We start from the raw sequence: 23,162 nt of genomic DNA, 5'->3' as shown, positions 1-23,162 counted from the left end.
TCACATTAAGTTACATTCAAAATGACTATTTCAAATTAATCATTAAAAACCCAAATTTACTAGTGAATTCCTTTTCTGAAATCATAGGATTCGTTGGGTAAATTAATTCTAATATCATTAATCTCTACTGTGTTTTCATCTATCCATTGAATATCTGCTTTTTCAGCTTTATCCCAATAAATTTCCTTGGATCTTTTATTTGAATTATTGAAAATTAACTCGCCTAATACAGTATAAGGGGTAGTAGCGTGTGTATTGTTAAGATAGGCATTAATAGTATAAGTTCCATCAGGAGAAGTTGATTCATTAATTAATTCCTGCTTAAACCTACTCAAATCAAAAAATGCCCAATAAATTCCATATGACAGAATTCCAGCTACTATTAATAAAATGATGACTGATTTCTTTTTTTTCATTAGTATCTCCTCTAACATTTACTCACGATTCTCTACGTTAGTTTCACAAGCAAACGACAATTTATTTGGTAAACTCAGATGATCTTAGCGCATCCTATATTTCCATATTTGGTATTAAATTTCCTTCTGCAATAAACCGAATGTAACTTAACTGCACTTAAGTTACATTCAAATCTTTAATAATCCTGATGTATCATACTCTTCAATTGCTTTGAATTTTTAGTTGCATAAAGGAAGTTTCTTCTTACTTGGTACACGAGTATTCATAAATTTTTATCTTTATAATTGCTAGTTGATTATAGTTCATTCCGTTTCACCCATCACTACTTTGTATCCGCATGCTTCTACATTCTCTTTCGCTTTCGCTTTCGCTTTCAACAAGAGAATGTGCAGAGACTCATATGCGCCACTGGAAGGCGCTGTTACACCGATCACATCTCCTTGCTCTAAGCAATACTATATCAGCTGGTAATTCATCAAAAATATCGGTTATTTCGTGTTTGTGCATCCCTTTAATTATATGGCTCCCTGTTATTCCTCTTGCATGCCAATAAAATCTGTTGTTCCTTTCTAGAACAAGATCCTTGGCTGCGAGTTCTAATAAGGAAGATCTTCTGGAAGCCTCTCCATAGACGGCATCCCTCAGAAAGCTCTCCCAAGTCTCAAAATAGCCCTCAAAGTCCTCTTCATAATATGCTGCTTCTTCTTCCATGGGTTGTCCTTTTCCTCTTTTCGACTAATATCCACCATCGAGTAGAATCGTCCCAATAACTTTCTCTGAAAAATATGCCAGATAAAATAAGGAGACAAAGCTCCCCCAAGAATGAGATAGGAAGAAGAATTTCTCGATTTGGAGCTTCTCAATAACCTGATCCAGCCACTCTGCAAGCGAAGGCAGTTCATAATCTTCTGCTGTTGGAAAAGGATCCGTTTTGCCGTGACCTGGTGCATCGATTGCAATAATTCTAAATTCATCTTTTAGCTGTTCGGCTATTTCAATAAAACTGAGGCTTGTACTCCCTAAACCGTGCAAACAAAAAATGACGGGTGTATTTGGTTTTCCCCATTCGGTTACACGGATAGTAATCTGTTCATCATTGATAAAATAACGTCTCAACCTTTTTCCCTCCTGAGCTTGTTGATTGAAATTTTTACTACAGTGAGATTAATCTTTACGAGCCATTTATTTCCTGTTTAGTTAGAGTATAATGGAAATAATCAAAACTTTCGATAAATCATTCCCCCAAGATTTATCTTTATCCAGAAAGGAACGCATGACATGATCACTAGTCCAATTTGATAAATTCCCTTTAGTAGAAATCATTTACGAATCGATTCCTGGGGGAACTTACTAATGAAACTGAATAGAAATTTCAAGATACTGCTAACCGGGCAATCGCTTGCCAATATGGGCGATGTCTTATATATTGTCAGCCTGATTTATATTATCTTTGAACTGACAGGATCGGCTACAGCGGCGGCTTTTGTGCCGTTTACCATCACTACTTCGATGTTCATCTCGAACAGCTTGACGCCTTTGCTGATGCAGCGCTTCAACTTGAAATGGCTATTAGCTGGTTCGCAGATGGGGAAAACCGCACTATTGATTGTTTTGGCTTTTATACTGCCGCAACTTTCGCTGTCCAATTTTTATGGGTTGTTTCTCATCATCAGCCTGATTGCATTATTGGATGGTTGCGCTAATCCAGTGACCCAGTCGCTCATTCCGAATTATGTGAAGAGCGAACAGTTGTTGAAAGCGAATGGCATTACTGAAACTGTGACCCAGACCATCCAGACTGCTATGTGGTTTGTCGGCAGCTCGCTGTTGATTTGGTTCTCTGTAAATGAATTGATCTGGTTGACAGCTGGCTTGTTTTTGTTGTCTAGTCTGCTGTTAAGCATTTTGGAAAAAGTCGAATTTACACCAGCGATTCGACAAAGCAAATGGCAGCAAATCAGTCAAGGGTGGCATACTGTTTCTACTACGCCAGTGTTAAAGCGAATTGTCTGGATGGATGTGCTGGCTACAATTGCCGACACCGCGTGGATTTCTGCGATTTTGTATATCTTTGTCATTGAAGTCTTATTGGCGGAGGAGAAATGGTGGGGATTCATCAACGGCTCCTTTTTCCTGGGATTGATTGGGGGCAGCCTATTTTGTCTGCGATATGCTGATTGGATTGAACAAAGACTCAGTCCGCTTATTTTCTGGGGAGCTGTTTCTTGCAGTCTGCTGACGATTTGCTTTGGATTGAACAGTGTACCGATAGTGGCACTGGTTCTTATGTTCCTTGTCGGGATTGTTACCCAAATTAAGAATATTCCACAGCAGACTGTGGTTCAGACGAGTGTTTCGCTAGACCGATTGCCGACGGTGTTTACCACTCTAGGAGCAATCGGTACTGGAACCTTCGGTGTCGCTTCACTGTTAATGGGAATTTTGGCAGATACATTTGGCATTCGTAGCGTCTTTATGTTTTCGGGAATTTTATTGGCAGCAGTCAGTTTGATTGCTTACAAAGGCAGAATCCTGCTGTGGCGAACGGTATAAGCTTTTACTATAAGAAGGAGACATTCGGAATACTGCCGAATGTCTCCTTCTTTTGTATTCTTCATTCTGTCATGAACTTACTTCTGAAAACCTCATGATACATAAAACAACTTTTTAAATAAAACGTTTTGTCGTTTTATTACCGAGTCTCTTCAATTTTCTTTTTTATTAGTTCAACTAAAAAATCATAGCCATCTTCACCGAAATGTAATCCATCGTTTTCTAGCCCTTTAAGTTTTTGCAAGTAATTCTCCACTGAAATCAGTTCAGAAAAGAGATCGATGAAACGAGTGTCTGTTTCATCCGCTACTTCTTTAACTACTTCAGCATAGGCAAATAAAACTTCATTTGTCCTTGCAAACTGAACACGTTCATCTACTGGAGAAGGAGAAATTAAAATAGTTCTCTCGGGTTTCAGTACTTGGACAATTTTGTAGAGATTTTCTTTAAAGTTTTTTAAATCGATTTGTTTATGAGATGCTGCGTCATTTGCCCCGAACAACACCGTTACTATATCGGGATTATGTTTGATAACATCCCTCTCAATTCTGAGTAAAGCGTCACAAGTATTATCGCCGGAAACACCTGCGTTGATCACTTCAAAGCTATTCAAGATTGAAGACAATTTACTGGTCAACATAGGTTGATCAAAGCCTTCTTTTCTGGCCGTAAGGCTGTCTCCAAAACAAACCATCCTAAGCATCTAATTCCCCCTGTGACCTGTTTAATTTATCATACTTTATTTAACCTTCATATCATCTGTCGTCTTACCAATCATTTAGTTGAAGATTTTAACTATCTAAGTTAAGATTTTTTTATTTCACCAAAATTTACATTTAATGAAATAAAATTAATAGAGTTATTAACAATAATACCGTTCGAAAAAGTACGCTTTATAGACAGAAAGGGCGAGAAGAGATGCTCTGGCTACATCTTCTCTACTTTCGTATTCAAGCAGAATCCTTCAGGTAACTTATGATATATACTATAATTCTAGATTTTCCAAACTTTAATTATACTTCATACCAAATTATTAATTTTTAAAAACAAAATCTGAGTGTTTCATCGGTTCTTCGGTTTCTAAATAATAATCCTCAGCTTTCCAATAACGATTTTTAAATTTTTCAATATTTTTTCGTGTAATTGCATTCTCCCGTTTAAATTTTTTTCTCTTGAACTATCTATAAAAAATACATAATCATAGAAACTCTTCCACTCTTTCCGTTGCAGAAAAACACCCTCAATTATAATTAGACATGTTTCAGGAATTTTAACTTTCTTCATTTTTTGTTTGTCAGCTTCATCATCATAGGTTAGCAAATATAACTCATCAGATTGCTTTAATTTTTCAAAAAAGTTTACTTTTAACCACTTGGTATCCCACTGCAGTTGATAATATTCGTACCATTCTGCCTGGCCGCTGTTATAACGCTTTTTTCTTTCGACAATATAGTTATCTATATGAAAAATACACAAGGGAACTTTTTCATCCAATAATTGCTGTTTTATCTTATTTCCAATTGTTGTTTTTCCCGATCGACTTAGTCCATCTATTCCTAACACAAGCCTTTTTCCACTTCTATGTTTTGGAATCTTTGAAACTATTTCCAGAATATCATCTTCCATATTCGCCACCCCTTACCTTCTTACTATATTATCTTCTTCTCTAGTTTAACTTCTTATTCGTATAGTAAACATTGCAACTATAACCTTTCCGATAAAACAAATATTTTCGTCCGTTCATTCTGTAGTGGAAGTATAAAAATGGGTAATACATGCTAAATTTTAATGATATATTATGGTTTCGTTACTTTATTTTATTTCAGAACTATTTATCAAAGTAACAGGAAATGAGGTCTGTACATGTTCTTTGTTCAAATGTCTGGTTTTCCTGGTTCGGGGAAGTCGACACTTTCACGTGAAATTGCCAAGCAACTTAAAGCAGTTATTGTTGATCATGATATCGTCAAATCATCTTTAATGGAGTCCCTTTTGGAAGTTACAATTGATCCTAAACTTACTGGCAAAGCTTCTTACAATATCGACTGGTCACTCGTTGAATTTTACCTATCCCAAGGACATAATGTCATTTTAGATAGCCCCTGTCTCTATGATGAACTTATCGAAAAAGGAATTTCATTAAGCGAAAAGTACCCCATTAAGTATAAATATGTAGAATGTTACCTAAATGACATGGACGAAATCAATCGAAGATTAAGAGAACGCGAAAAAATGATTAGCCAAATAAAAGAAGTGCCCTCCTTAGAAGCCTTCCAGTATACAATCACTAACAGCAAGAAACCCTTAGAAAGGGAAATATTGACCGTTGATACAAGCAAGCCTATAGAAGCTTATTTACAAGAAGTAATCGACTACATAAAGGCTTAGATTTTATTTAACGCGGTAAATAAAACCCCAGTATTCTTTCCAAGATACACCAGTTTTTTCTAGTTTGCCAAATCGTTTTTAAAATTACGCTTTTACAGACCGATCTTCTTGTAGTTTTTCAAACTAGAAATAAATATCATCCCAGTATTTAAATTCAAGTACATAAAAATATTGATGGTTTTTAAGCCTGGAAGAAAATGCGAGGGAGAGTGTACATTGTTCCTGAACCAGCTGGTATAGGAAAATCAATAACAGCTCGAAAATTGGTATAAGATCTCAATAAGAGTGCATATATCTTCAGAGATATAATCAGTCACATCCCAGTTTTTGATCGTAAAAAAATCCTGAGAATCAAACAAAGATATTCATTTGAATTGGAACAGTCAAAGATCTGCTCACTTTCAAATAGGAGATGGGGGGAAATCATGAGAATAGCAACCTTTAATGTTTGGAACAACCAAACTATGTGGGCAGATAGGTTAAAGGCGATCTGTGAGGAAGTAAAAAAAGTGAATTCTGATATTATCGCTTTACAGGAAGTAAGGACTTTTAGCAGTGAAGATGGAAGTATAAATGTGGCACAATATATAGCCGATCATACAGGATATCCCTATTGCATTTTTAAAGAATACCCTGATTCACCAGATGAGGGTCTTGCTTTTCTAAGTAAAATTCCCATTTCAAATATAGACGCAATCTGGCACGCATATACAAAGGAATCGAACTACTGTGCTATTAGAATGACTTTTAACTACGATAGCTTTGAGTATGGAATCACCAATGTCCATTTGAATTGGAGAACCTCTGAAATAAGAAAAGAGCAAATACAATCAGTGAACACTTGGATTGCTGAAAATGCTAAACCATTTGAAATTCTTTGTGGTGATTTTAATGATGCGCCTGACTCAAATATTCATAACTATCTACAAGAAAATAGGTGGTTGGATCTGGCAGTGTTGAATGAAGAAAAAAACGGTGTTAAAGCTCAGGCAACTTTGGACCAGATTAACAACTCCCACTTAAAAAATGTGACCAATTTGAGTGAACAGTCTAGGTATGATTGGATTTTAATGAAAAAACTTGAGAGTTTAAATCTCCCTTTGTTAAATAGTGTTGAAGTGTTTGGAAAACTACCTGTGACGAAAGTAAATATACTGCCCAGTGACCACTATGGTGTCATAGTAGATATTACTTAGCTTAATTGTTCTTAAAAGTCTACTTATACAGAAAAAAAAAGGGAAGCAGTGCTGATTTGCACTCCTTCCCTTTTGAGTTTATGCAATTAGAATTACCACTACTAGCGATGAGGTGATGATATGAAAACGGATATTTGATTTGTACAATCAGTCTCCTAAACTCTTCATCCAACTATGTTCTAAAGGAAATTTCCTTTTTAGTGCTTCTTTCAACCAATCTTTGTCTATTGATGACAATGAAGACAACACAGACTGGAAGTCCTTGAAATCTTTTTTTCTTATTTGTGAAGAGCCTCCTTTATATAAAAGTTGAATGGCAGTCTTCAAATAAGGAACTTTATTTGTATCATATGAGAATAATTCTTCTTTTGATCCTTTAATCGTCTTTTCTCGCCGATAAATCCAGTTATCTTGTTCATAATCCCGCAACATAATCTGGAATGCCCATGGAGTATGGTTCCCTCTGCTAACCCATACATCGTTAATAACATCGAGATATTCTTTTTCTCGCCAGAGTGATAACTGTTCATCTTTTGCTTTGTATAACATCCAGTCATTTTTCAAGTGTTGATAAACGACTTGTTGATCTTCCCGAAAAATGACAATGTCTATGTCGTTATGTTCTCGCGTTTTTCTGCCTAAATGCATATCCAATGCCCGGCCTCCAGCAATTCCCCAGGAAATCGGAATGCTGCTGAACAGGTTGCTCACTTCTGTTACAGTAAGTGGTTTCCAATTACTAAAATCCGTTCGCATTCTCTCCCACTTCCTTTTTCCCTCCAGCATCCATTTGGATGACCGTTCTAACTCCCGCTACTGCAATCTCGCCAACCTTACTTCGGATGGAATCCACGAGACTATACTCACGTCACAGAAAAAGCAAAAGCAGGAACTATCGAGAAATTTGAAAACTATTTAATGAGTTAAGGGAAACGTGACGAGGTTTTTGACTAGGTTGACTAGGTTTTTGACTAGGTTTATTTGATATCATATGATACTCTATGACATCAAATAACGCCAAAATCCTTGGTATATCAAGGATTTTGACGTTCAATGACACTCTGTGATATCTCACTATGGAGACGGCGGGAGTCGAACCCGCGTCCAGAAACTCCGCTACTTGAGCGTCTACGCGTGTAGCTTATTCATTAGGGTTTCGTGCACCATTTTGCCAATAAGCAGGCGTCCTGGGCACTAATCTGTGAATCTCTCCCGTTTGCCTCAGATGGCAGCAAACGTTGTATCCCACTAAAGTTGAGCTTTACCCAGCCACATGGGCGATGGATAGATAAAGCAGATCCGAGCTTACGCTGCGAATGCTAGGTTTTGGTTTGTTTTGCCAGTTGTTATAAATACGTTGATGACGGAGCCGATCCTCCGACGCGCGACCCAAGCCCAGATCATCCCTGTCGAATCCGTAACGTCCCCTTATTAAAAAGAGACACGGAAGATGAATAAACAGCTTCATGTGCTATATCCCTATTATAAGGCAACAATGGTCAGACTTCAAGTTCTAGCGGTTGTATTCTTTTATGGCACGGTCGATTTGCCGTTTCGCGTCTTTTTTCTTCAAATCTTCCCGTTTGTCGTAGTTTTTCTTCCCTTTACCGACACCGAGCAGAATTTTGGCAAAGCCGTCCTTCAAATACATCTTCAGCGGAATGATTGCAGAGCCCTGCACTTTTGAATGAGCCTCTAAATCCGTGATCTGTTTTTTGTGCAATAGCAGTTTGCGTGACCGAGTTGGGTCATGGTTAAACTGGTTGCCCTGGTCATAAGGGCTGATGTGCATATTGGATATCCAAGCTTCACCGTTGCGGATTCGCACAAACGATTCCTTCAACTGAACCTTGCCATTTCGTGCTGATTTAATTTCTGTGCCTTGCAAGACAATCCCTGCTTCGATCGTTTCCTCAATGAAAAAATCGAAACCGGCTTTCTTGTTTTGGGCAATTACTTTGCCTTCTCCTTTGGCCATGCGGTTTCACCTCAACTAGATTCAAAAAAGCGGCCCTCGAGCCGCGATTTTATTTTTTCTTGTTGCGCCCTTGTTTTGCTGCGCCTTCATAAAACTTTTTCTTCTGGCTTTTCGGCTTGCGCCCAGGTCCGCCGCCTTCTGGCTTTTTGCCACCGCGTCCAGGTTTTCCGCCGCCGTCTTTTTTCCCGGCACGAATCACTTTCGGCTGTTCTCTTCTCGACTGGCGTGTGTTTTGGACCATGCCGACGATTTCAAAGTCAATTGATGATTCTTCCGGTTTTACGCCGATGACTTTGATTTCGATTTCGTCACCAATCCGGAATTGACGTTTGCTGCGCTCGCCGATCATCATCATGCTGCGATCGTCAAAGCGGTAGTAGTCATCGGTCATATTGGAAACGTGAACCAATCCTTCAATGGTGTTTGCCAGTTCTATAAACAAACCAAAGTTCGTTACTGAAGAAATGATCCCAGTAAACTGCTCTCCAATTTTATCAGCCATGAACTGTGATTTCTTCAGAGCATCTGTATCGCGTTCTGCTTCAACTGCACGGCGTTCGCGTTCTGATGTATGTGTAGCAATATCGTCCATATTGGCATCCCAATACGCGATTGTTTTCTGCGATAAATCTTTTTCGATCAAGTATGTGCGAATTAAGCGGTGCACAATCAAATCCGGATAACGGCGAATCGGTGAAGTAAAGTGCGTATAAAACTCAGTCGATAACCCAAAATGCCCTAAGCTCTCAGCCGAGTATTTCGCCTGTTGCATGGAACGAAGCATCATCGTGGAAATAACCGGCTCTTCCGGAGTTCCTGCAATAGATTCAACAATTTCCTGCAAAGCTTTTGGATGAATCTGCGTCCCAGACCCTTTTACCATAATCCCAAAATTGGTTACAAATTCGAAAAATCGCTGCAGTTTTTCCGGCTTTGGATCTTCGTGAATCCGGTAAATCGAAGGCACTTCCATACGATGGAAATGTTCAGCGACTGTTTCATTGGCAGCCAGCATAAACTCTTCAATCAAACGCTCAGAAACTGTTCGTTCCCGGACAACTACGTCTGTTGGATTGCCATCCTCATCCACCAGCACTTTGGATTCTTTAAAATCAAAATCAATGGCGCCGCGGCGCATGCGTTTCGTGCGAAGAACTTCAGCAAGCTCTTTCATCAATTCGAACATCGGCACCAATTCGCTGTATTTCTCTTTCAGCTCCTGGTTGTCCTGCTCCAAAATTTCATAAACTTCCGTATACGTCATACGTGCTGACGTGTTGATTACGCTTTGGAAAATGTCATGGGAAACCACTTCGCCCTGGTCGTTGAAAATCATCTCACAAGACAAAGTTAAACGATCGACTTGCGGGTTTAATGAACAAATGCCGTTGGACAGGCGATGCGGAATCATCGGAATAACACGATCCGTTAAATAGATGCTCGTAGCGCGGTCATAAGCTTCACGGTCGATTGCCGACCCTTCCGTCACATAATGGCTGACATCGGCAATATGAACCCCTAATTTATACGTACCATCTTCGTATTTAACCACTTGGACTGCATCATCCAAATCTTTGGCATCGGCGCCATCAATTGTGACAATTTGTTCGTTCCGCAAGTCGCGGCGATCTGTGAGGTCTGCCGGGTCAATTTCGTCCGGCACATTGTTTGCCTGTTCCAGCACATCCGGCGGAAATTCAGTTTCAATTCCGTATTTGTGGATGATGGACAGAATATCGACGCCTGGATCGTTTTTATGGCCAAGAATTTGCGTCACCATACCAGTAGCAGATTTCCTGCCTTCCGGCCATCCGGTAATCTCCACAACCACTTTGTGGCCATCTACTGCGCCCAATGTGTCGTCTTTCGCAATAAAAATATCCATGTTCATTTTTTTATCGTCTGTTACGACAAAGCCAAAGCCTTTGTTTTCCTGGAACGTTCCAACGGCTTTTGTAGTACCGCGTTCAATAATCCGGATAATTGCACCTTCGCGGCGGTCTCCTGAAGATCCATCTGAAACACGGATCATTACTTTATCGCCGTTTACTGCGCCATTTGTTTCCGTCGGCGGAATAAAGACATCATCCAAACCGGCTTCTTCAGGTGCTACAAAGCCGAATCCTTTTGGATGCCCGATGAATTTTCCGCGCATCAAATTCATCCGCTCTGGTACACCGTAGCGATTTGATCTTGAACGGACAAGCGTGCCTGACTCTTCCAAACGCACCAATGTTTTGACCAATTCTTTAAACTCATCGGCATCTTCAAAACCGAATTGTTCTTCTATTTCCTGTACAGTCAGCGGCTTGTATGCTTCTTCACGCATGAAGACCAGTAAGCGCTGTTCTAATGAACCATCGGTATTTCCCAAATCGAACTCCTCCTTTATGACCGTTCACACACTCCAATCAAGCGATTCAAGAAATGCGAAAATGTCTTCGTGCAATTGCTTTTTCTCTTTGTCCAGCGTAATAACATGGCCAGAGTTTTCATACCACTTAATATGCTTATCGGTCGATTCGGCATTTTCGTAAATCACATTGGCCGAATCCGTATTGATGACATTATCCAGTCTGCCTTGAACCACAAACAACGGTGCATATACATGGTCCACGTGTTCTTTGACATTTGCAATCAAAGCACGCAAATCGGCCAGCGACTCCATCGGCCGTTCCTGGAAAGCCTTCATTTCTTTTTCGATAAGCTCATCGCTTTTTCCTTCATAATTCTTGTATTCCCGTGCATATTTCAAGACACCTTCGTACATAAGATCAGTGGTTTTCATATACATCGGCGCACACATGGTGACAATTCCCTTGATAGGCTTTGTATACCCTAATTTCAGGCTGAATACGCCGCCAAGCGACAGACCCGCTACTGCAATTTCGGTATAGCCTTCCTCGAGCAATGTCTGGTATGCCTGTTCAACGTCTTTCCACCAGTCTGCCGGACCCGTGCCCACCAGTTCTTCAGGTGCCACTCCATGGCCTGCATAATGCGGTGCAATGCTGGTGTATCCTTTCGTTTCCAAAAAGCGGCCCAGCATCCGGACATCCGCTGAGTTTCCAGTAAATCCGTGCAGCAAGAGAACAGCGCGCTTGCCTGCTTTAAAGAAAAATGGCTTTGGCTGCGCAATTCGCATGATAATCCCTCCATTTCCAATACTAAAAGAAAACGCCCAACCATGTATGGTCAGGCGATTTAATCATCTACATTAAACTTTCGTTACGGCAACAGCCAGAATAAAGAATAAGGCAGCAAGTACGATCGTTACGCGGTGAAGGACCAAGTCCAAACCACGAGCTTTTTGCTTGCCGAAAAGTTGCTCTGCTCCACCGGAGATGGCTCCTGAAAGACCTGCACTTTTTCCAGATTGCAATAAAACGACTACGATTAATGCGAGCGATACGATGACGAGTAATGTCATTAACAACGTATGCATAAATTCCACCTCCTGAAAAGAACGTTCACAACAAATCTAAGTTTACCAAAAATTGTGACCGGTGACAATAGCAATAGAAAATAGAGGCATTTGCCTCTATTTTTTTCGCTAATGCATGTACTTTTCTAACGTTCAAAAACTAGTAGCAGATCTGAAGAAATCGCTCCAGGCGGACGCTTTCCGCGGGCGGTCCGTGAGCCTCCTCAGACTTTCGCCTTGCGGGGTCTCACCTGGACACGCTATCCCGCAGGAGTCGCCGCCTTGCACTCTTTCTTCAAAGCATCAACTAACAACTCGTAGCAAACTAAAAAGAATCACAGTTACAGATAGGATATGTAGCAAATCAGCGGAGACTCCCGCGGAATAGCGAAGTGCCGAAATCCACTCGGGCATCCAGCCCGAGTTAGTTCGGCGCAAGCCCGCAGGAAAGCGGAGCTTATTTGCGAAATATCCACTGCAACTTATATGATTTAAAAAGCACTTAACTCATGGGTTATTTTTTCAAGTTGTAGAAAGTTTTTAGACCTAAGTATTGGCCTGTTTCAAATAGCTGATCTTCGATGCGCAGCAACTGGTTGTATTTCGCAACGCGGTCCGTACGTGATGGAGCCCCTGTTTTGATTTGTCCAGCATTTGTTGCAACAGCGATATCGGCAATTGTCACATCTTCAGACTCGCCTGAACGGTGGCTGATGACAGCTGTATAGCCGGCACGTTTCGCCATTTCAATCGCATCAAAAGTTTCAGTCAATGTACCAATTTGGTTTACTTTGATCAGGATCGAGTTGCCGATGCCTTCTTCGATTCCTTGCGCCAATTTCTTCGTGTTGGTAACGAAAAGATCGTCTCCAACTAATTGAACGCGGTCACCGATTCGTTCAGTTAATAATTTATGTCCAGCCCAGTCGTTTTCATCCAATCCATCTTCGATTGAAATGATTGGGTATTTGTTGCAAAGCTCTTCGTACCAGTCAACCATTTCGGCAGAAGTTTTCACCGTGTTGTCGCCTGGCAAGTTGTAGACGCCTTTTTCTTTGTCGTAGATTTCAGAAGAAGCAACATCCATTGCAAGCAATACGTCTGTTCCCGCTTTGTAGCCAGCTTTTTCAATCGCTTCTAAAATTGTAGTCAATGCTTCTTCGTTAGATCCCAAGTTCGGAGCAAATCCGCCTTCGTCTCCGACTGAAGTGTTGTAGCCTTTTTCTTTCAAGACAGCTTTTAGGTTATGGAAAATTTCTGCGCCCATTTGAACCGCTTCACGGAACGATTTTGCGCCAACTGGCATTACCATGAATTCCTGGATGTCCACGTTGTTGTCAGCATGTTCGCCGCCGTTTAAGATGTTCATCATTGGAACCGGCAATTGTTTTGCATTAAAGCCGCCCAAGTATTGGTAAAGTGGAACGTCCAAGTAGTCAGCTGCAGCGTGTGCCACGGCCAATGAAACACCTAGAATTGCGTTAGCGCCTAAACGGCCTTTGTTTTCTGTTCCGTCCAATTCGATCATTGCGTTATCGATGGATACTTGGTCAAGGACCGAGTATTTTTCTTCTATTGCTTCCGCAATTTCAGTATCAACAAATTCTACTGCTTTTAGTACGCCTTTTCCAAGGTAGCGGCTCTTGTCGCCATCGCGAAGCTCAACTGCTTCGTGTTCGCCTGTAGAAGCGCCTGAAGGTACGATTGCACGGCCAAATGCGCCGCTTTCTGTGAATACCTCAACTTCGATTGTTGGGTTTCCTCGTGAATCTAAAATTTCGCGTGCTTGAATTTGTGTAATAATTGGCAATTAAAACAGCTCCCTTTTAATATAATGGTTTTCCAGTCATTTCGGCTGGTTGTTCAACATTTAGCATTTTTAAAATTGTTGGTGCCAAATCGGCAAGAATGCCGTCGGTGCGCAGTACGTGATCTGACTTTGTCAGGATCACCGGTACTTGGTTGGTCGTATGTGCCGTCATTGGCAAGCCGTCAACTGTGCGAACTTCATCTGCGTTGCCGTGGTCAGCTGTAATCACTGCTGAGCCTCCCTGGGCGTGCAGCGCGTCTACAATGCGGCCCAAACATTCATCCACTACTTCAATGGCACGAATGGTTGGTTCCAGCAAGCCGCTGTGCCCGACCATATCCGGATTGGCAAAATTCAATATGATGGCATCGTGTGCCCCTGCTTCAATTTGCTCTACCAGACGGTCGGTCACTTCGTAAGCACTCATTTCAGGCTGTAAATCATAAGTCGCAACTTTTGGGGACGCCACAAGAATGCGGTCTTCGCCAGGAAAGACGTTTTCACGTCCTCCACTCATGAAGAAAGTCACGTGCGGATATTTTTCTGTTTCGGCAATCCGCAGCTGTGTCAATCCATTGGCTGAGATCACTTCTCCAATAGTGTTCTCCAAGTTCAGCGTTTCAAATGCGACGCGTGTCGGCAAATCCTCACTGTATGAAGTAAAAGTAACGTAAGTTAAATTTTCTGGGTGTTTGGCACTTAGCGGAAAGCCGGTAAAATCTTCCCGAATAAACGCAGATGTTAATTGGATCGAACGATCCGGCCGGAAGTTGAAGAAAATAAGCGAATCGTCCGAATCGATCGTTGCTACCGGTTTGCCGTCTTCAACGATTGCAAATGGTACGACAAATTCGTCAGCCACATCCAGATCATACGAATGTGTGATGCCGGCATTTGCAGAAGGAGCCGTTTGGCCAATCCCATCAACCAGCACACGGTACGCCAGATCGGCGCGTTCCCAGCGTTGGTCGCGGTCCATCGCATAATAACGGCCGCTGATCGATGCAAATTTACCAATACCGATTTCGTTCATTTTTTGCTCGGCTTCTTCTACGTATTTGAGTGCCGTCCGTGGCCCTACATCTCGGCCATCCAGGAAACCATGTACGTATACCTCTGTTAATCCCTGCTGCTTAGCCAATCTCAGCAAAGCAAAAAGGTGCTCGTAATGGCTATGGACCCCGCCATCAGACAGTAAGCCCAAAATATGAAGCGCTTTGCCGCGGCTTTTTGCATTGGCGATCGCTTCAAGAAACGCAGGGTTCTCATAAAAGTCGCCTTCACGAATTGCTTTATTGATGCGTGTCAGGTTTTGATAGACCACTCGTCCGGCACCAATATTCAAATGCCCTACTTCCGAGTTGCCCATTTGCCCGTCCGGCAAGCCAACCGCTTCACCTGAAGCCGTCAACCTTGCGTGTGGGTAAGTATTCCATAACCGATCAAAATTAGGTTTTTTTGCTTGTGCAACGGCATTACCGAAAGTCTCTTCACGGCAGCCAAATCCATCTAAAATGATGAGTGCCGCTGGATGTTCGGTTTTACGCATGTGAACCCGCCTCCAACAATTTGACAAAAGAATCAGCTTCTAAGCTTGCGCCTCCAACTAATGCTCCATCAATATGCTCCATGCCCATTAGTTCAACAATATTGGCTGGTTTTACGCTGCCGCCGTACTGTACGCGAAGCTCTTCAGCTGCTTGATCGTTATACAATGCTGCTACTTTTTTGCGGACAATGCCACAGACTTCGTTAGCGTCTTCAGCAGTAGCAGTTTTGCCAGTTCCGATTGCCCAGATAGGCTCATAAGCAATAACCAATTGAGCAATTTGTTCTTCACTCAGACCGGCAATGCCTTTTTCTACTTGTGCTTCAACAACCGAACCGGTTTCTCCACTTTCGCGATGCTCAAGTGTTTCACCGACACAAAGAATCGGCACTAGACCATGGTTGAAAGCAGCTTTGACTTTTTTGTTTGCAGACTCATCGGTTTCATTGAAATACTGGCGGCGCTCTGAATGGCCGATAATTACGTATTTCACGCCAATGTCTGTCAATTGGACAGGACTGATTTCTCCAGTAAATGCACCTTCATCTTCTTCGGACATTGTTTGTGCGCCGATTTGAAGCGGGCTGTTTTCTGCAGAAGCAACTAGCTGTGTTAGGAAGATCGCAGGAGCACAAATGACTGCATCCAAATTTTCAGCATCTGGCACTAATCCATTTACTTCTTCGACAAATTGTTTTGCCTCTGTTGCTGTTTTGTACATTTTCCAGTTTCCTGCAATAATTGGTTTTCTCACAAAAGCACTCCCTTTCAAGTAATCGTCTTATTTATCTGTTAATGCACTGACACCCGGCAAGTCTTTGCCTTCCATGAACTCTAAGGAAGCGCCGCCGCCTGTAGAGATGTGATCCATTTTATCGGCCACATGGAATTTTTCAACTGCCGCAGCAGAATCTCCGCCGCCAATTACGGTGTAGCCTTCAGTTTCAGCCATTGCTTGCGCAACAGATTTTGTACCATTTTCAAACGAAGGCATTTCAAAAACGCCCATTGGTCCGTTCCAAATGATCAATTTCGAGTTTTTAATAACGTCTGCATACAACTCCACAGTTTCAGGACCGATATCCAATCCTTCCCAATCTGACGGGATTTCCTGGATGTTGACACTTTTCTTCTCTGCATCATTAGAAAAGTCATTGGCGACGATCGCATCAACCGGCAAATAAAGTTTTACGCCTTTTTGCTCTGCTTTTTCAATGAATGATTTAGCCAAGTCCAGTTTGTCATCTTCCACCAGCGAATTCCCGATTTCAAAGCCTTGCGCTTTGATAAAGGTATAGGAAAGTCCGCCGCCAATCAGCAAGTTATCAACCTTATCCAATAAATGGTCAATGACACCGATTTTATCTTTTACTTTCGCTCCACCGATAATTGCCGTAAACGGACGATCAGGTTCTGACAACGCTTTGCCCAATACATCCAGCTCTTTTTCCAGCAATAAGCCTGACACGGACGGCAAATGGCTTGCAATACCGGCTGTTGAAGCATGTGCACGGTGAGCTGCACCGAACGCATCGTTAACGAACACATCGGCAAGATTGGCAAATGCTTTTGCCAGCTCTTCGTCATTTTTTTCTTCTCCCGGATGGAAACGGACGTTTTCAAGTAAGACAATGTCGCCTTCTTGCATCGCTGAAATTTCGTTTTCAACATTCTCGCCAATCGACTCATCCAGGCTCTTTACTTCTTTATGTAACAATTCGCCTAACCGGACGCCTGTCGCAGCGAGTCTCATGTCTTCGTTGACTTCACCTTTAGGGCGACCCAAATGGCTGGCCAAAATAACTTTTGCGTCTTGTTCGATCAAGTATTCGATTGTCGGCACAGCTGCACGGATTCTTGTGTCGTCCGTCACTTTGCCATCTTCCATCGGCACGTTGAAATCAACACGGCAAAATACGCGTTTTCCTTTCAAATCCAAATCTTTCATGGTCATTTTCTGCTGCATGAAAATACCTCCTATTTGTATTCAAAAAAATAAGGGACGGGGTATGTCCCCGCCCCTTTTACCCTCTTTTATTATAGGGGTTCATTGGTAATTAAGCTATGATTTTGGAATTACAATCCTGTTTTGTACATGTGCAATGCAAGGTCGATACAACGTGCTGAGTAGCCAGACTCGTTATCGTACCAAGCCAAAACTTTAACCATGTTATCGCCAAGTGCCATTGTTGACAAACCGTCAACTGTTGAAGAGGCAGAGTTGCCGTTATAGTCTTTAGAAACTAATGGAAGGTCGCTGTATTCCAAGTAACCTTTCAATTCGTTTTCAGTTGCATCTTTTAATGCATTGTTAACATCTTCAACTGTAACTTTTTGCTCAAGGTCTACTACCAAGTCAATTAGAGATACGTTTGAAGTTGGTACGCGGATTGCCATACCGTCAATTTTGCCTTCTAGTTCAGGCAATACTTGTGATACTGCTACTGCTGCTCCAGTTGTTGTTGGAATCATAGATTCTGCAGCTGCACGTGCACGGCGGTAATCTTTGTGCGGTGAATCCAAAAGAATCTGGTCATTTGTATAAGAGTGAATCGTTGTCATCATAGCGTGCTTGATGCCAAAACGGTCATTCAATACTTTAGAAATTCCAGCTAAGCCGTTTGTTGTACAAGATGCGTTTGAAATAACATGGTGTTCTTTCGGGTCGTACGACTCATGGTTAACACCCATAACAAGTGTTTTCATGCCGCTTTTGCCTGGTGCTGAAACGATAACTTTTTTAGCTCCAGCTTCGATGTGTTTTGAAGCAGATTCGTTATCTGTGAAGAATCCAGTAGATTCAACAACGATGTCTACGCCAAGATCTTTCCATGGAAGGTTTGAAGGGTCTTTTTCAGAGAATACACGGATTGTTTTGCCGTTAACCACAATGTTATCGCCTTCTGCTGAAACTTCAGCATCCAATGTTCCGTGGATTGAATCGTATTTTAGTAAGTGAGCAAGCATTTTAGCGTCAGTCAAGTCGTTTACTGCGACAACTTCCACTTCTTCGTTTGCCATTGCCCCACGAAATACGATGCGTCCAATACGTCCAAATCCGTTAATTGCTAATTTTAAAGTCATTTACAATTCCTCCAATTTTTTAGTCAATTCGATAATCTTTCTTGCGGCACCCTCGTCTGTGACCAACACTGTCGGGTTTGGTGCGTTTTTGAAATAAGATAAAATCGCTCTTGCTTTGGAACTCCCACCGGCAACTGCTAAGATCGTTGAAGCTTTTTGCACCTGTTCCCATTGAATGCCCGCTGTGCGAATGCGATAAACAATTTTTCCGTCTTTATCGAAATAATAGCCGAAAGCCTCACTTACCGCTCCACCTGAACGTATCTTTTCTGCTTCTTCCAGAGAAGAGTGGCGGCGAACCGTCATTTCTTCTGCGTTGCCTATGCCATGGACCACTACATCTGTTTGGTCGTACAAGTCCATCATTTCCTTGATCAACGGCTCTTTCATCATCATTTCGAAAGCTTCAGCACTTAAATGATCAGGCAAGTAAAGAGTTTTAAACGAACCGCCAGTTTTTTCGGCAAAAGCGGCTGCAATCGTATTGGCTTGATGCAAGACATCTTCACCTAAGCCGCCGCGGGCTGCAATAAATTGAAGCGCCCGCTTCGGTTTGCCGATTGACAGTTCTTTTGAGATGGCCGCCAGTGTACTGCCGCCAGTGACGGCGATTTTTTCATAACGGCTAAACATCATTTCCAGAAGACGGGCTGCTTCTTTGCCAATATGGAATTTTACTGCTGGAATCTCGTCGCTGTCCTGTGGCAAAATAACCACTTTCGAGATGTTTAAGACTTTTTGCAGCTCTGCTTCCATATCTGTCAATCCAGACATTTCACGAACGAAATCTTTCAGGTTCTCCAGCACTTCCAGTCCTTGCGAAGTAATAGTCATGCCTGCTGTCTTCATTTCAATCAGTTGCTGCTTACGCAGCAAATCGGTTTCTTTCCTGATCTCGCGCTCTGTTGCACCGGCAACTTCACTTAAGGTTCGCCTGCCGATTGGTTGTTCTAAATAAATTGTCTGTAAAATCTGGTATCGCTTTTTCAGGAGTTCGGACATTTCCGGCATCAGTTTTCGCTGAGCGACAGATAATGCATCCATGTGTTCACTCCGTTCTAGCTGGACGTTTTTTGTCCCATTAAATAATTTTGTGTCCCACTAAATTCATTCTACCTAATCCGTCTTTTAATTGCAAATAAAAAGAAGCGTTAACGTTCTAACGCTTCCAACAATTCTACATAACCAATATTGCCGTATAACAATACCGTGTTGCCTTTCTCCAGCACCGGAATCATGAGCATGTATTTCTCATGCAGTGCCTCGTCGCTTTCAATGTCCACTTCCTTATAGGTTATGGGGAAATCTTCATTGACAAGTTCGATCATTAACTTTGCCTCATCGCAAAGCGGGCAGTTGGAACGCGTATATAATGTAAACATCGGTTTGCCTTCTTTCTATAAACAGGATAGGTTTTCAAGCACTCGCTATATAATTGAGGCTATTCATTCAGCTTATCCATAAAAATCTTTCCGTTCAACTTATACTGCCTAGCCCACTAAATTGGCAATAAAAAAACAGCCGCTTTAGCCGGTTAAGGCAAAGGGACTGCATTATGTTAGGATGCCCTCGGAAGGAATCGAACCTCCATCTCAAGAACCGGAATCTTACGTGTGATCCATTACACTACGAGGGCGTTTTCGCTATTAGCGACTTTTCTATTATACGAAACCTTTTTAAGTTAATCAAGCTTATTTTTTTGATTCGTTAGATTTGACCTTCATTGACCATGATGTGTATGATAATAGTACAGCTGAGAGAACTTTCAGCATTGTTTGCAAACCACTTAATCGAGGAGGAACTTTTCATGAACTTAATTCCTACAGTAATTGAACAAACTAGCCGAGGCGAACGTGCTTATGATATTTATTCGCGTTTGTTGAAAGACCGCGTCATTATGCTAGGCAGCGGTATTGATGATAATGTTGCCAACTCAATTGTTGCACAGCTCCTGTTCCTTGAAGCAGAAGATCCAGATAAAGATATTTCGATCTACATCAACAGCCCAGGCGGCAGCATCACAGCTGGTATGGCGATTTACGACACAATGCAGTTTATCCGTCCAGATGTTCAAACAATCTGCATCGGCATGGCTGCTTCAATGGGAGCTTTCCTATTGGCAGCTGGAACAAAAGGCAAACGTCTGGCACTTCCGAATGCCGAAGTCATGATTCACCAACCTCTTGGCGGCGCTCAAGGGCAAGCTACTGAAATTGAAATTGCGGCGAAACGCATTCTTCACCTTCGCGAGAAGTTGAACCAAATTCTTTCTGAACGCACAGGTCAGCCGATCGATGTCATTTCTAAAGACACTGACCGTGATAACTTCATGACAGCTGAACGCGCGCTTGAATACGGCTTGATTGACCAAGTCATCACACGCAGCAAGCTTCCTGAAAACCACAAAAAAGACGTTTAAAACAAAAACTCACAGCCTTTGGGCTGTGAGTTTTTTTATGGTGCAAAAGCTTTATTGTTACGATTCTTGTTCAATAATTTCTGATAAAGATTGGACTGCTTTTTCCTCATCCAACCCATCTGCCGAAATTATCACTTCTGTTCCTTTACCAATTGCCAGGCTCATGATGCCCATGATGCTTTTGGCATTTACTTTTTTATGGTCTTTCTCTAAATAGACATCCGCAGTGTACCGGTTTGCTTCTTGAACAAATAACGCGGCTTGCCTTGCTTGAAGACCTGTTTTTAATAGCACTTTTACTTGTTTTTCAACCATGCTTATCCTCATCCTCCTCTGAAACTTAACTCTCTTATATATGAAAGAACAGCCAGCAGTTAGCGGCCGATCATTTCTCCCTTTCTCAGTGACGCTGCAATTTCATCAATTTTTCGCAGCCGGTGATTGACACCTGACTTGCTGACCGATCCACCCGACACCATTTCACCCAACTCTTTAAGCGTCACGTCTTGATACTCTACCCGAAGTCGGGCAACTTCACGCAAGCGTTCAGGCAATTGGTCGATTCCAATTGCACTATCGATAAAGCGGATATTTTCAACTTGCCGCAATGCTGCATCAATGGTTTTATTCAAGTTAGCGGTTTCACAGTTGACGAGACGGTTTACACTGTTTCGCATGTCTCGGATGATTCGGACATCTTCAAATTTCAATAAAGCCGAATGCGCGCCAGTAATGCTCAGGAAGTCGGCAATTTTTTCTGCTTCTTTAAGATAAGTGACAAAGCCTTTTTTCCGTTCAATAGTTTTGCTGTTTAAATGGAAAACATTCATCAAGTCGACCAAAGAGTCGGCATGATCTTTGTAGAGAGAGTAGATTTCTAGATGGTACGATGAGGTTTCAGGATTGTTGACAGATCCGCCCGCTAAAAAAGCCCCTCGCAAATAAGAGCGTTTGCAGCAGTTTTTCTCGATGAGGCTTTGGACGATCTGGTGCTGAAATTGAAAACCTTCCGTCAGAATTTCCAAGTCTTCCAGTACATGCTTGGCCCCTTCACGGATTCGGCAAATGTAGATGTTGTTCTTTTTTAACCGCATTTTTTTCCGGACAAGCAATTCCACCGGATACGCTTTGTAAAAACGTTTCAACAGCGTGTAAATACGCCGGGCGATTGCTGCATTCTCGGTTTGGATGTCGAGGCTCAATTGCCGATTGGAAAATGACAAGGTGCCGTTCATTCGTATCATTGCGGAAAGCTCTGCTTTTCCACAGCAATCATCCACTTCGATTTGCGTCATTTCTTTTTTTGTTTCAGATGCAAAAGACAAAATTCGTTCCTCCTTTCAAAGCATTAAAAGTAAAGATGCTTCGAATCTTCACCAGCACGGCCGCCCGCGTATTCAAATAACCATTCGGCTACTTTCAAAGGCTCGTGCCGGACAATTTCTCCAAAAATATTGGCGATATCTTTTCTATACACTTCAAGACCCATTTGTTTTAATCGCTCTTCATCGTATTCAACCGGGGATGCCAGCTCTTTTTTGTAGCGTTCGGCTACAATCGGTGGCATTTGGACTCTATCGAGCAGAATCGCATCGAGAAAATTTTCACCGACATGATCGTAAATCGCCTGAACATGGTCTGAAGCGGTATATTTATACGTTTCGCCTGCTTGTGTCATTAAGTTGCAAATGTAAATTTTCTTTGCGTTGGCAGCCACTACTGCTTTTTTTATATCTTTCACTAATAGGTTAGGTAAAATGCTGGTATATAAGGAACCTGGACCCACTACAATAACATCTGCACTTTCAATCGCCGCTATTGTTGCAGGCAAGGTTTTTACGTCATGAGGTTCTATAAACACCCGTTTAATCGGCTGGAGATAGGCTGGAATTTTGGATTCCCCTTTGATGATGGTGCCGTCTTCCAGTTCAGCATTCAGGGTGACAATTTGATTGGCTGCCGGCAATACGGTTCCATTGACGCTTAGTACCCGGCTCATTTCACGGACAGCATGGGAAAAATCCCCTGTAATGTCTGTCAAAGCAGCAAGCATTAAATTCCCAAGGGAATGCCCATCGAGATCCAAGGATTGCTTAAAACGGTATTGGAACATTTCTGCAACCAAAGGTTCTGTATCCGATAATGCAGCTAGTACATTTCGGATATCTCCCGGAGGCGGAATATCCAAATCATTTCTTAAGCGGCCCGAACTTCCGCCGTCGTCTGCCACGGTGACGATTGCAGTCAAGTCCAACGGATATAACTTCAATCCACGCAAGAGTGTGGAAAGTCCGGTACCTCCGCCCAAAATAACAATGCGTTTCAGGTGCTGGTTGCGTTCCAT

21 protein-coding genes, 1 tRNA gene, 1 other RNA gene and 2 pseudogenes are annotated in these 23,162 nt (G+C 42.1%); 4 read left to right on the top strand and 21 right to left on the bottom strand.

Going from position 1 to position 23,162, the window contains the following annotated elements; translation table 11 throughout:
• Positions 1–59 precede the first annotated feature (59 nt).
• Positions 60–416: a DUF5412 family protein gene (locus AC4EG4_RS15300; RefSeq protein ID WP_490988288.1), complete on the bottom strand. Its 357-nt coding sequence runs from the start codon at positions 414–416 to the stop codon at positions 60–62.
• 442 nt (positions 417–858) lie between these two features.
• Positions 859–1,533, bottom strand: a pseudogene (locus tag AC4EG4_RS15295) (alpha/beta fold hydrolase); the annotation flags it as partial.
• 237 nt (positions 1,534–1,770) lie between these two features.
• Between AC4EG4_RS15295 and AC4EG4_RS15290 the strand changes: the two are divergent.
• Positions 1,771–2,970: an MFS transporter gene (locus AC4EG4_RS15290; protein ID WP_490988287.1), complete on the top strand. Its 1,200-nt coding sequence runs from the start codon at positions 1,771–1,773 to the stop codon at positions 2,968–2,970.
• 139 nt (positions 2,971–3,109) lie between these two features.
• Here AC4EG4_RS15290 and AC4EG4_RS15285 read toward each other — a convergent pair whose 3' ends face one another.
• Together AC4EG4_RS15285 and AC4EG4_RS15280 are read right to left on the bottom strand one after the other, a co-directional pair.
• On the bottom strand, positions 3,110–3,673 hold the full coding sequence (locus AC4EG4_RS15285; protein WP_490979880.1) for an SGNH/GDSL hydrolase family protein: 564 nt from the start codon (positions 3,671–3,673) through the stop codon (positions 3,110–3,112).
• A gap of 330 nt (positions 3,674–4,003) precedes the next feature.
• Positions 4,004–4,596 (bottom strand): annotated as a pseudogene (locus tag AC4EG4_RS15280) (kinase).
• Between the two features lie 237 nt (positions 4,597–4,833).
• Here AC4EG4_RS15280 and AC4EG4_RS15275 point away from each other — a divergent pair.
• Together AC4EG4_RS15275 and AC4EG4_RS15270 are read left to right on the top strand one after the other, a co-directional pair.
• Positions 4,834–5,358 carry a P-loop nucleotide/nucleoside kinase family protein gene (locus AC4EG4_RS15275; protein WP_490979878.1) on the top strand — a complete coding sequence of 175 codons (525 nt, stop codon included), beginning with the start codon at positions 4,834–4,836 and terminating at the stop codon, positions 5,356–5,358.
• A 425-nt stretch (positions 5,359–5,783) separates the two neighbouring features.
• Positions 5,784–6,554 (top strand): endonuclease/exonuclease/phosphatase family protein, encoded by a 771-nt coding sequence (locus AC4EG4_RS15270; RefSeq protein WP_490979877.1) that lies wholly within the window; start codon positions 5,784–5,786, stop codon positions 6,552–6,554.
• Between the two features lie 147 nt (positions 6,555–6,701).
• On the opposite strand, the gene AC4EG4_RS15265 is transcribed toward AC4EG4_RS15270, so the two are convergent.
• The 14 genes from AC4EG4_RS15265 to AC4EG4_RS15200 all read right to left on the bottom strand — a co-directional run bounded on the left by AC4EG4_RS15265 (position 6,702) and on the right by AC4EG4_RS15200 (position 20,035).
• The gene (locus AC4EG4_RS15265; protein WP_490979876.1) at positions 6,702–7,310 is read right to left on the bottom strand and encodes a nucleotidyltransferase domain-containing protein; all 609 of its coding nucleotides are present in this window, start codon (positions 7,308–7,310) and stop codon (positions 6,702–6,704) included.
• A gap of 318 nt (positions 7,311–7,628) precedes the next feature.
• Positions 7,629–7,982, bottom strand: a transfer-messenger RNA (tmRNA) gene (ssrA, locus tag AC4EG4_RS15260).
• Positions 7,983–8,067: 85 nt separating this feature from the next.
• Positions 8,068–8,532, bottom strand: a complete 465-nt coding sequence (gene smpB / locus AC4EG4_RS15255) for an SsrA-binding protein SmpB (protein ID WP_142828885.1) — start codon at positions 8,530–8,532, stop codon at positions 8,068–8,070.
• Between the two features lie 49 nt (positions 8,533–8,581).
• A complete protein-coding gene (gene rnr / locus AC4EG4_RS15250; protein ID WP_490988286.1) occupies positions 8,582–10,906 on the bottom strand; it encodes a ribonuclease R in 2,325 nt (774 codons plus the stop codon).
• A gap of 24 nt (positions 10,907–10,930) precedes the next feature.
• The gene (locus AC4EG4_RS15245; protein WP_490988285.1) at positions 10,931–11,677 is read right to left on the bottom strand and encodes an alpha/beta hydrolase; all 747 of its coding nucleotides are present in this window, start codon (positions 11,675–11,677) and stop codon (positions 10,931–10,933) included.
• A gap of 72 nt (positions 11,678–11,749) precedes the next feature.
• Positions 11,750–11,977, bottom strand: a complete 228-nt coding sequence (gene secG, locus AC4EG4_RS15240; protein WP_049694326.1) for a preprotein translocase subunit SecG — start codon at positions 11,975–11,977, stop codon at positions 11,750–11,752.
• Positions 11,978–12,470: 493 nt separating this feature from the next.
• Positions 12,471–13,766 carry a phosphopyruvate hydratase gene (eno, locus tag AC4EG4_RS15235; protein ID WP_308788270.1) on the bottom strand — a complete coding sequence of 432 codons (1,296 nt, stop codon included), beginning with the start codon at positions 13,764–13,766 and terminating at the stop codon, positions 12,471–12,473.
• A 16-nt stretch (positions 13,767–13,782) separates the two neighbouring features.
• Positions 13,783–15,315, bottom strand: coding sequence for a 2,3-bisphosphoglycerate-independent phosphoglycerate mutase (gpmI, locus tag AC4EG4_RS15230; RefSeq protein ID WP_490988284.1), 1,533 nt, complete (start codon positions 15,313–15,315; stop codon positions 13,783–13,785).
• Positions 15,308–16,069, bottom strand: a complete 762-nt coding sequence (gene tpiA, locus AC4EG4_RS15225; protein WP_490988283.1) for a triose-phosphate isomerase — start codon at positions 16,067–16,069, stop codon at positions 15,308–15,310. Before tpiA ends, gpmI begins: the two co-directional genes overlap by 8 nt.
• A 27-nt stretch (positions 16,070–16,096) precedes the next feature.
• Complete coding sequence (locus tag AC4EG4_RS15220; protein ID WP_490988282.1) at positions 16,097–17,281, bottom strand: phosphoglycerate kinase; 1,185 nt, start codon at positions 17,279–17,281, stop codon at positions 16,097–16,099.
• Between the two features lie 110 nt (positions 17,282–17,391).
• On the bottom strand, positions 17,392–18,399 hold the full coding sequence (gene gap / locus AC4EG4_RS15215; protein WP_490979870.1) for a type I glyceraldehyde-3-phosphate dehydrogenase: 1,008 nt from the start codon (positions 18,397–18,399) through the stop codon (positions 17,392–17,394).
• Positions 18,400–19,443, bottom strand: a complete 1,044-nt coding sequence (locus AC4EG4_RS15210; RefSeq protein WP_490979869.1) for a sugar-binding transcriptional regulator — start codon at positions 19,441–19,443, stop codon at positions 18,400–18,402.
• Positions 19,444–19,550: 107 nt separating this feature from the next.
• Positions 19,551–19,781 carry a glutaredoxin family protein gene (locus AC4EG4_RS15205; RefSeq protein ID WP_490988281.1) on the bottom strand — a complete coding sequence of 77 codons (231 nt, stop codon included), beginning with the start codon at positions 19,779–19,781 and terminating at the stop codon, positions 19,551–19,553.
• A 182-nt stretch (positions 19,782–19,963) separates the two neighbouring features.
• Positions 19,964–20,035, bottom strand: a tRNA-Arg gene (locus AC4EG4_RS15200).
• A 171-nt stretch (positions 20,036–20,206) separates the two neighbouring features.
• Here AC4EG4_RS15200 and clpP point away from each other — a divergent pair.
• Positions 20,207–20,818: an ATP-dependent Clp endopeptidase proteolytic subunit ClpP gene (clpP, locus tag AC4EG4_RS15195; protein WP_490979867.1), complete on the top strand. Its 612-nt coding sequence runs from the start codon at positions 20,207–20,209 to the stop codon at positions 20,816–20,818.
• A gap of 57 nt (positions 20,819–20,875) precedes the next feature.
• Here clpP and AC4EG4_RS15190 read toward each other — a convergent pair whose 3' ends face one another.
• The 3 genes from AC4EG4_RS15190 to AC4EG4_RS15180 are packed head-to-tail and all read right to left on the bottom strand — an operon-like array spanning position 20,876 to position 23,162.
• The gene (locus tag AC4EG4_RS15190) at positions 20,876–21,133 is read right to left on the bottom strand and encodes an HPr family phosphocarrier protein (RefSeq protein WP_490979866.1); all 258 of its coding nucleotides are present in this window, start codon (positions 21,131–21,133) and stop codon (positions 20,876–20,878) included.
• Positions 21,134–21,192: 59 nt separating this feature from the next.
• A complete protein-coding gene (gene whiA, locus AC4EG4_RS15185; protein ID WP_490979865.1) occupies positions 21,193–22,143 on the bottom strand; it encodes a DNA-binding protein WhiA in 951 nt (316 codons plus the stop codon).
• Positions 22,144–22,166: 23 nt separating this feature from the next.
• A complete protein-coding gene (locus AC4EG4_RS15180) occupies positions 22,167–23,162 on the bottom strand; it encodes a gluconeogenesis factor YvcK family protein (protein WP_490979864.1) in 996 nt (331 codons plus the stop codon).

Source organism: Planococcus sp. TJ-201, assembly GCF_058268495.1.
This window is presented reverse-complemented; position numbering and strand designations above follow the sequence as displayed.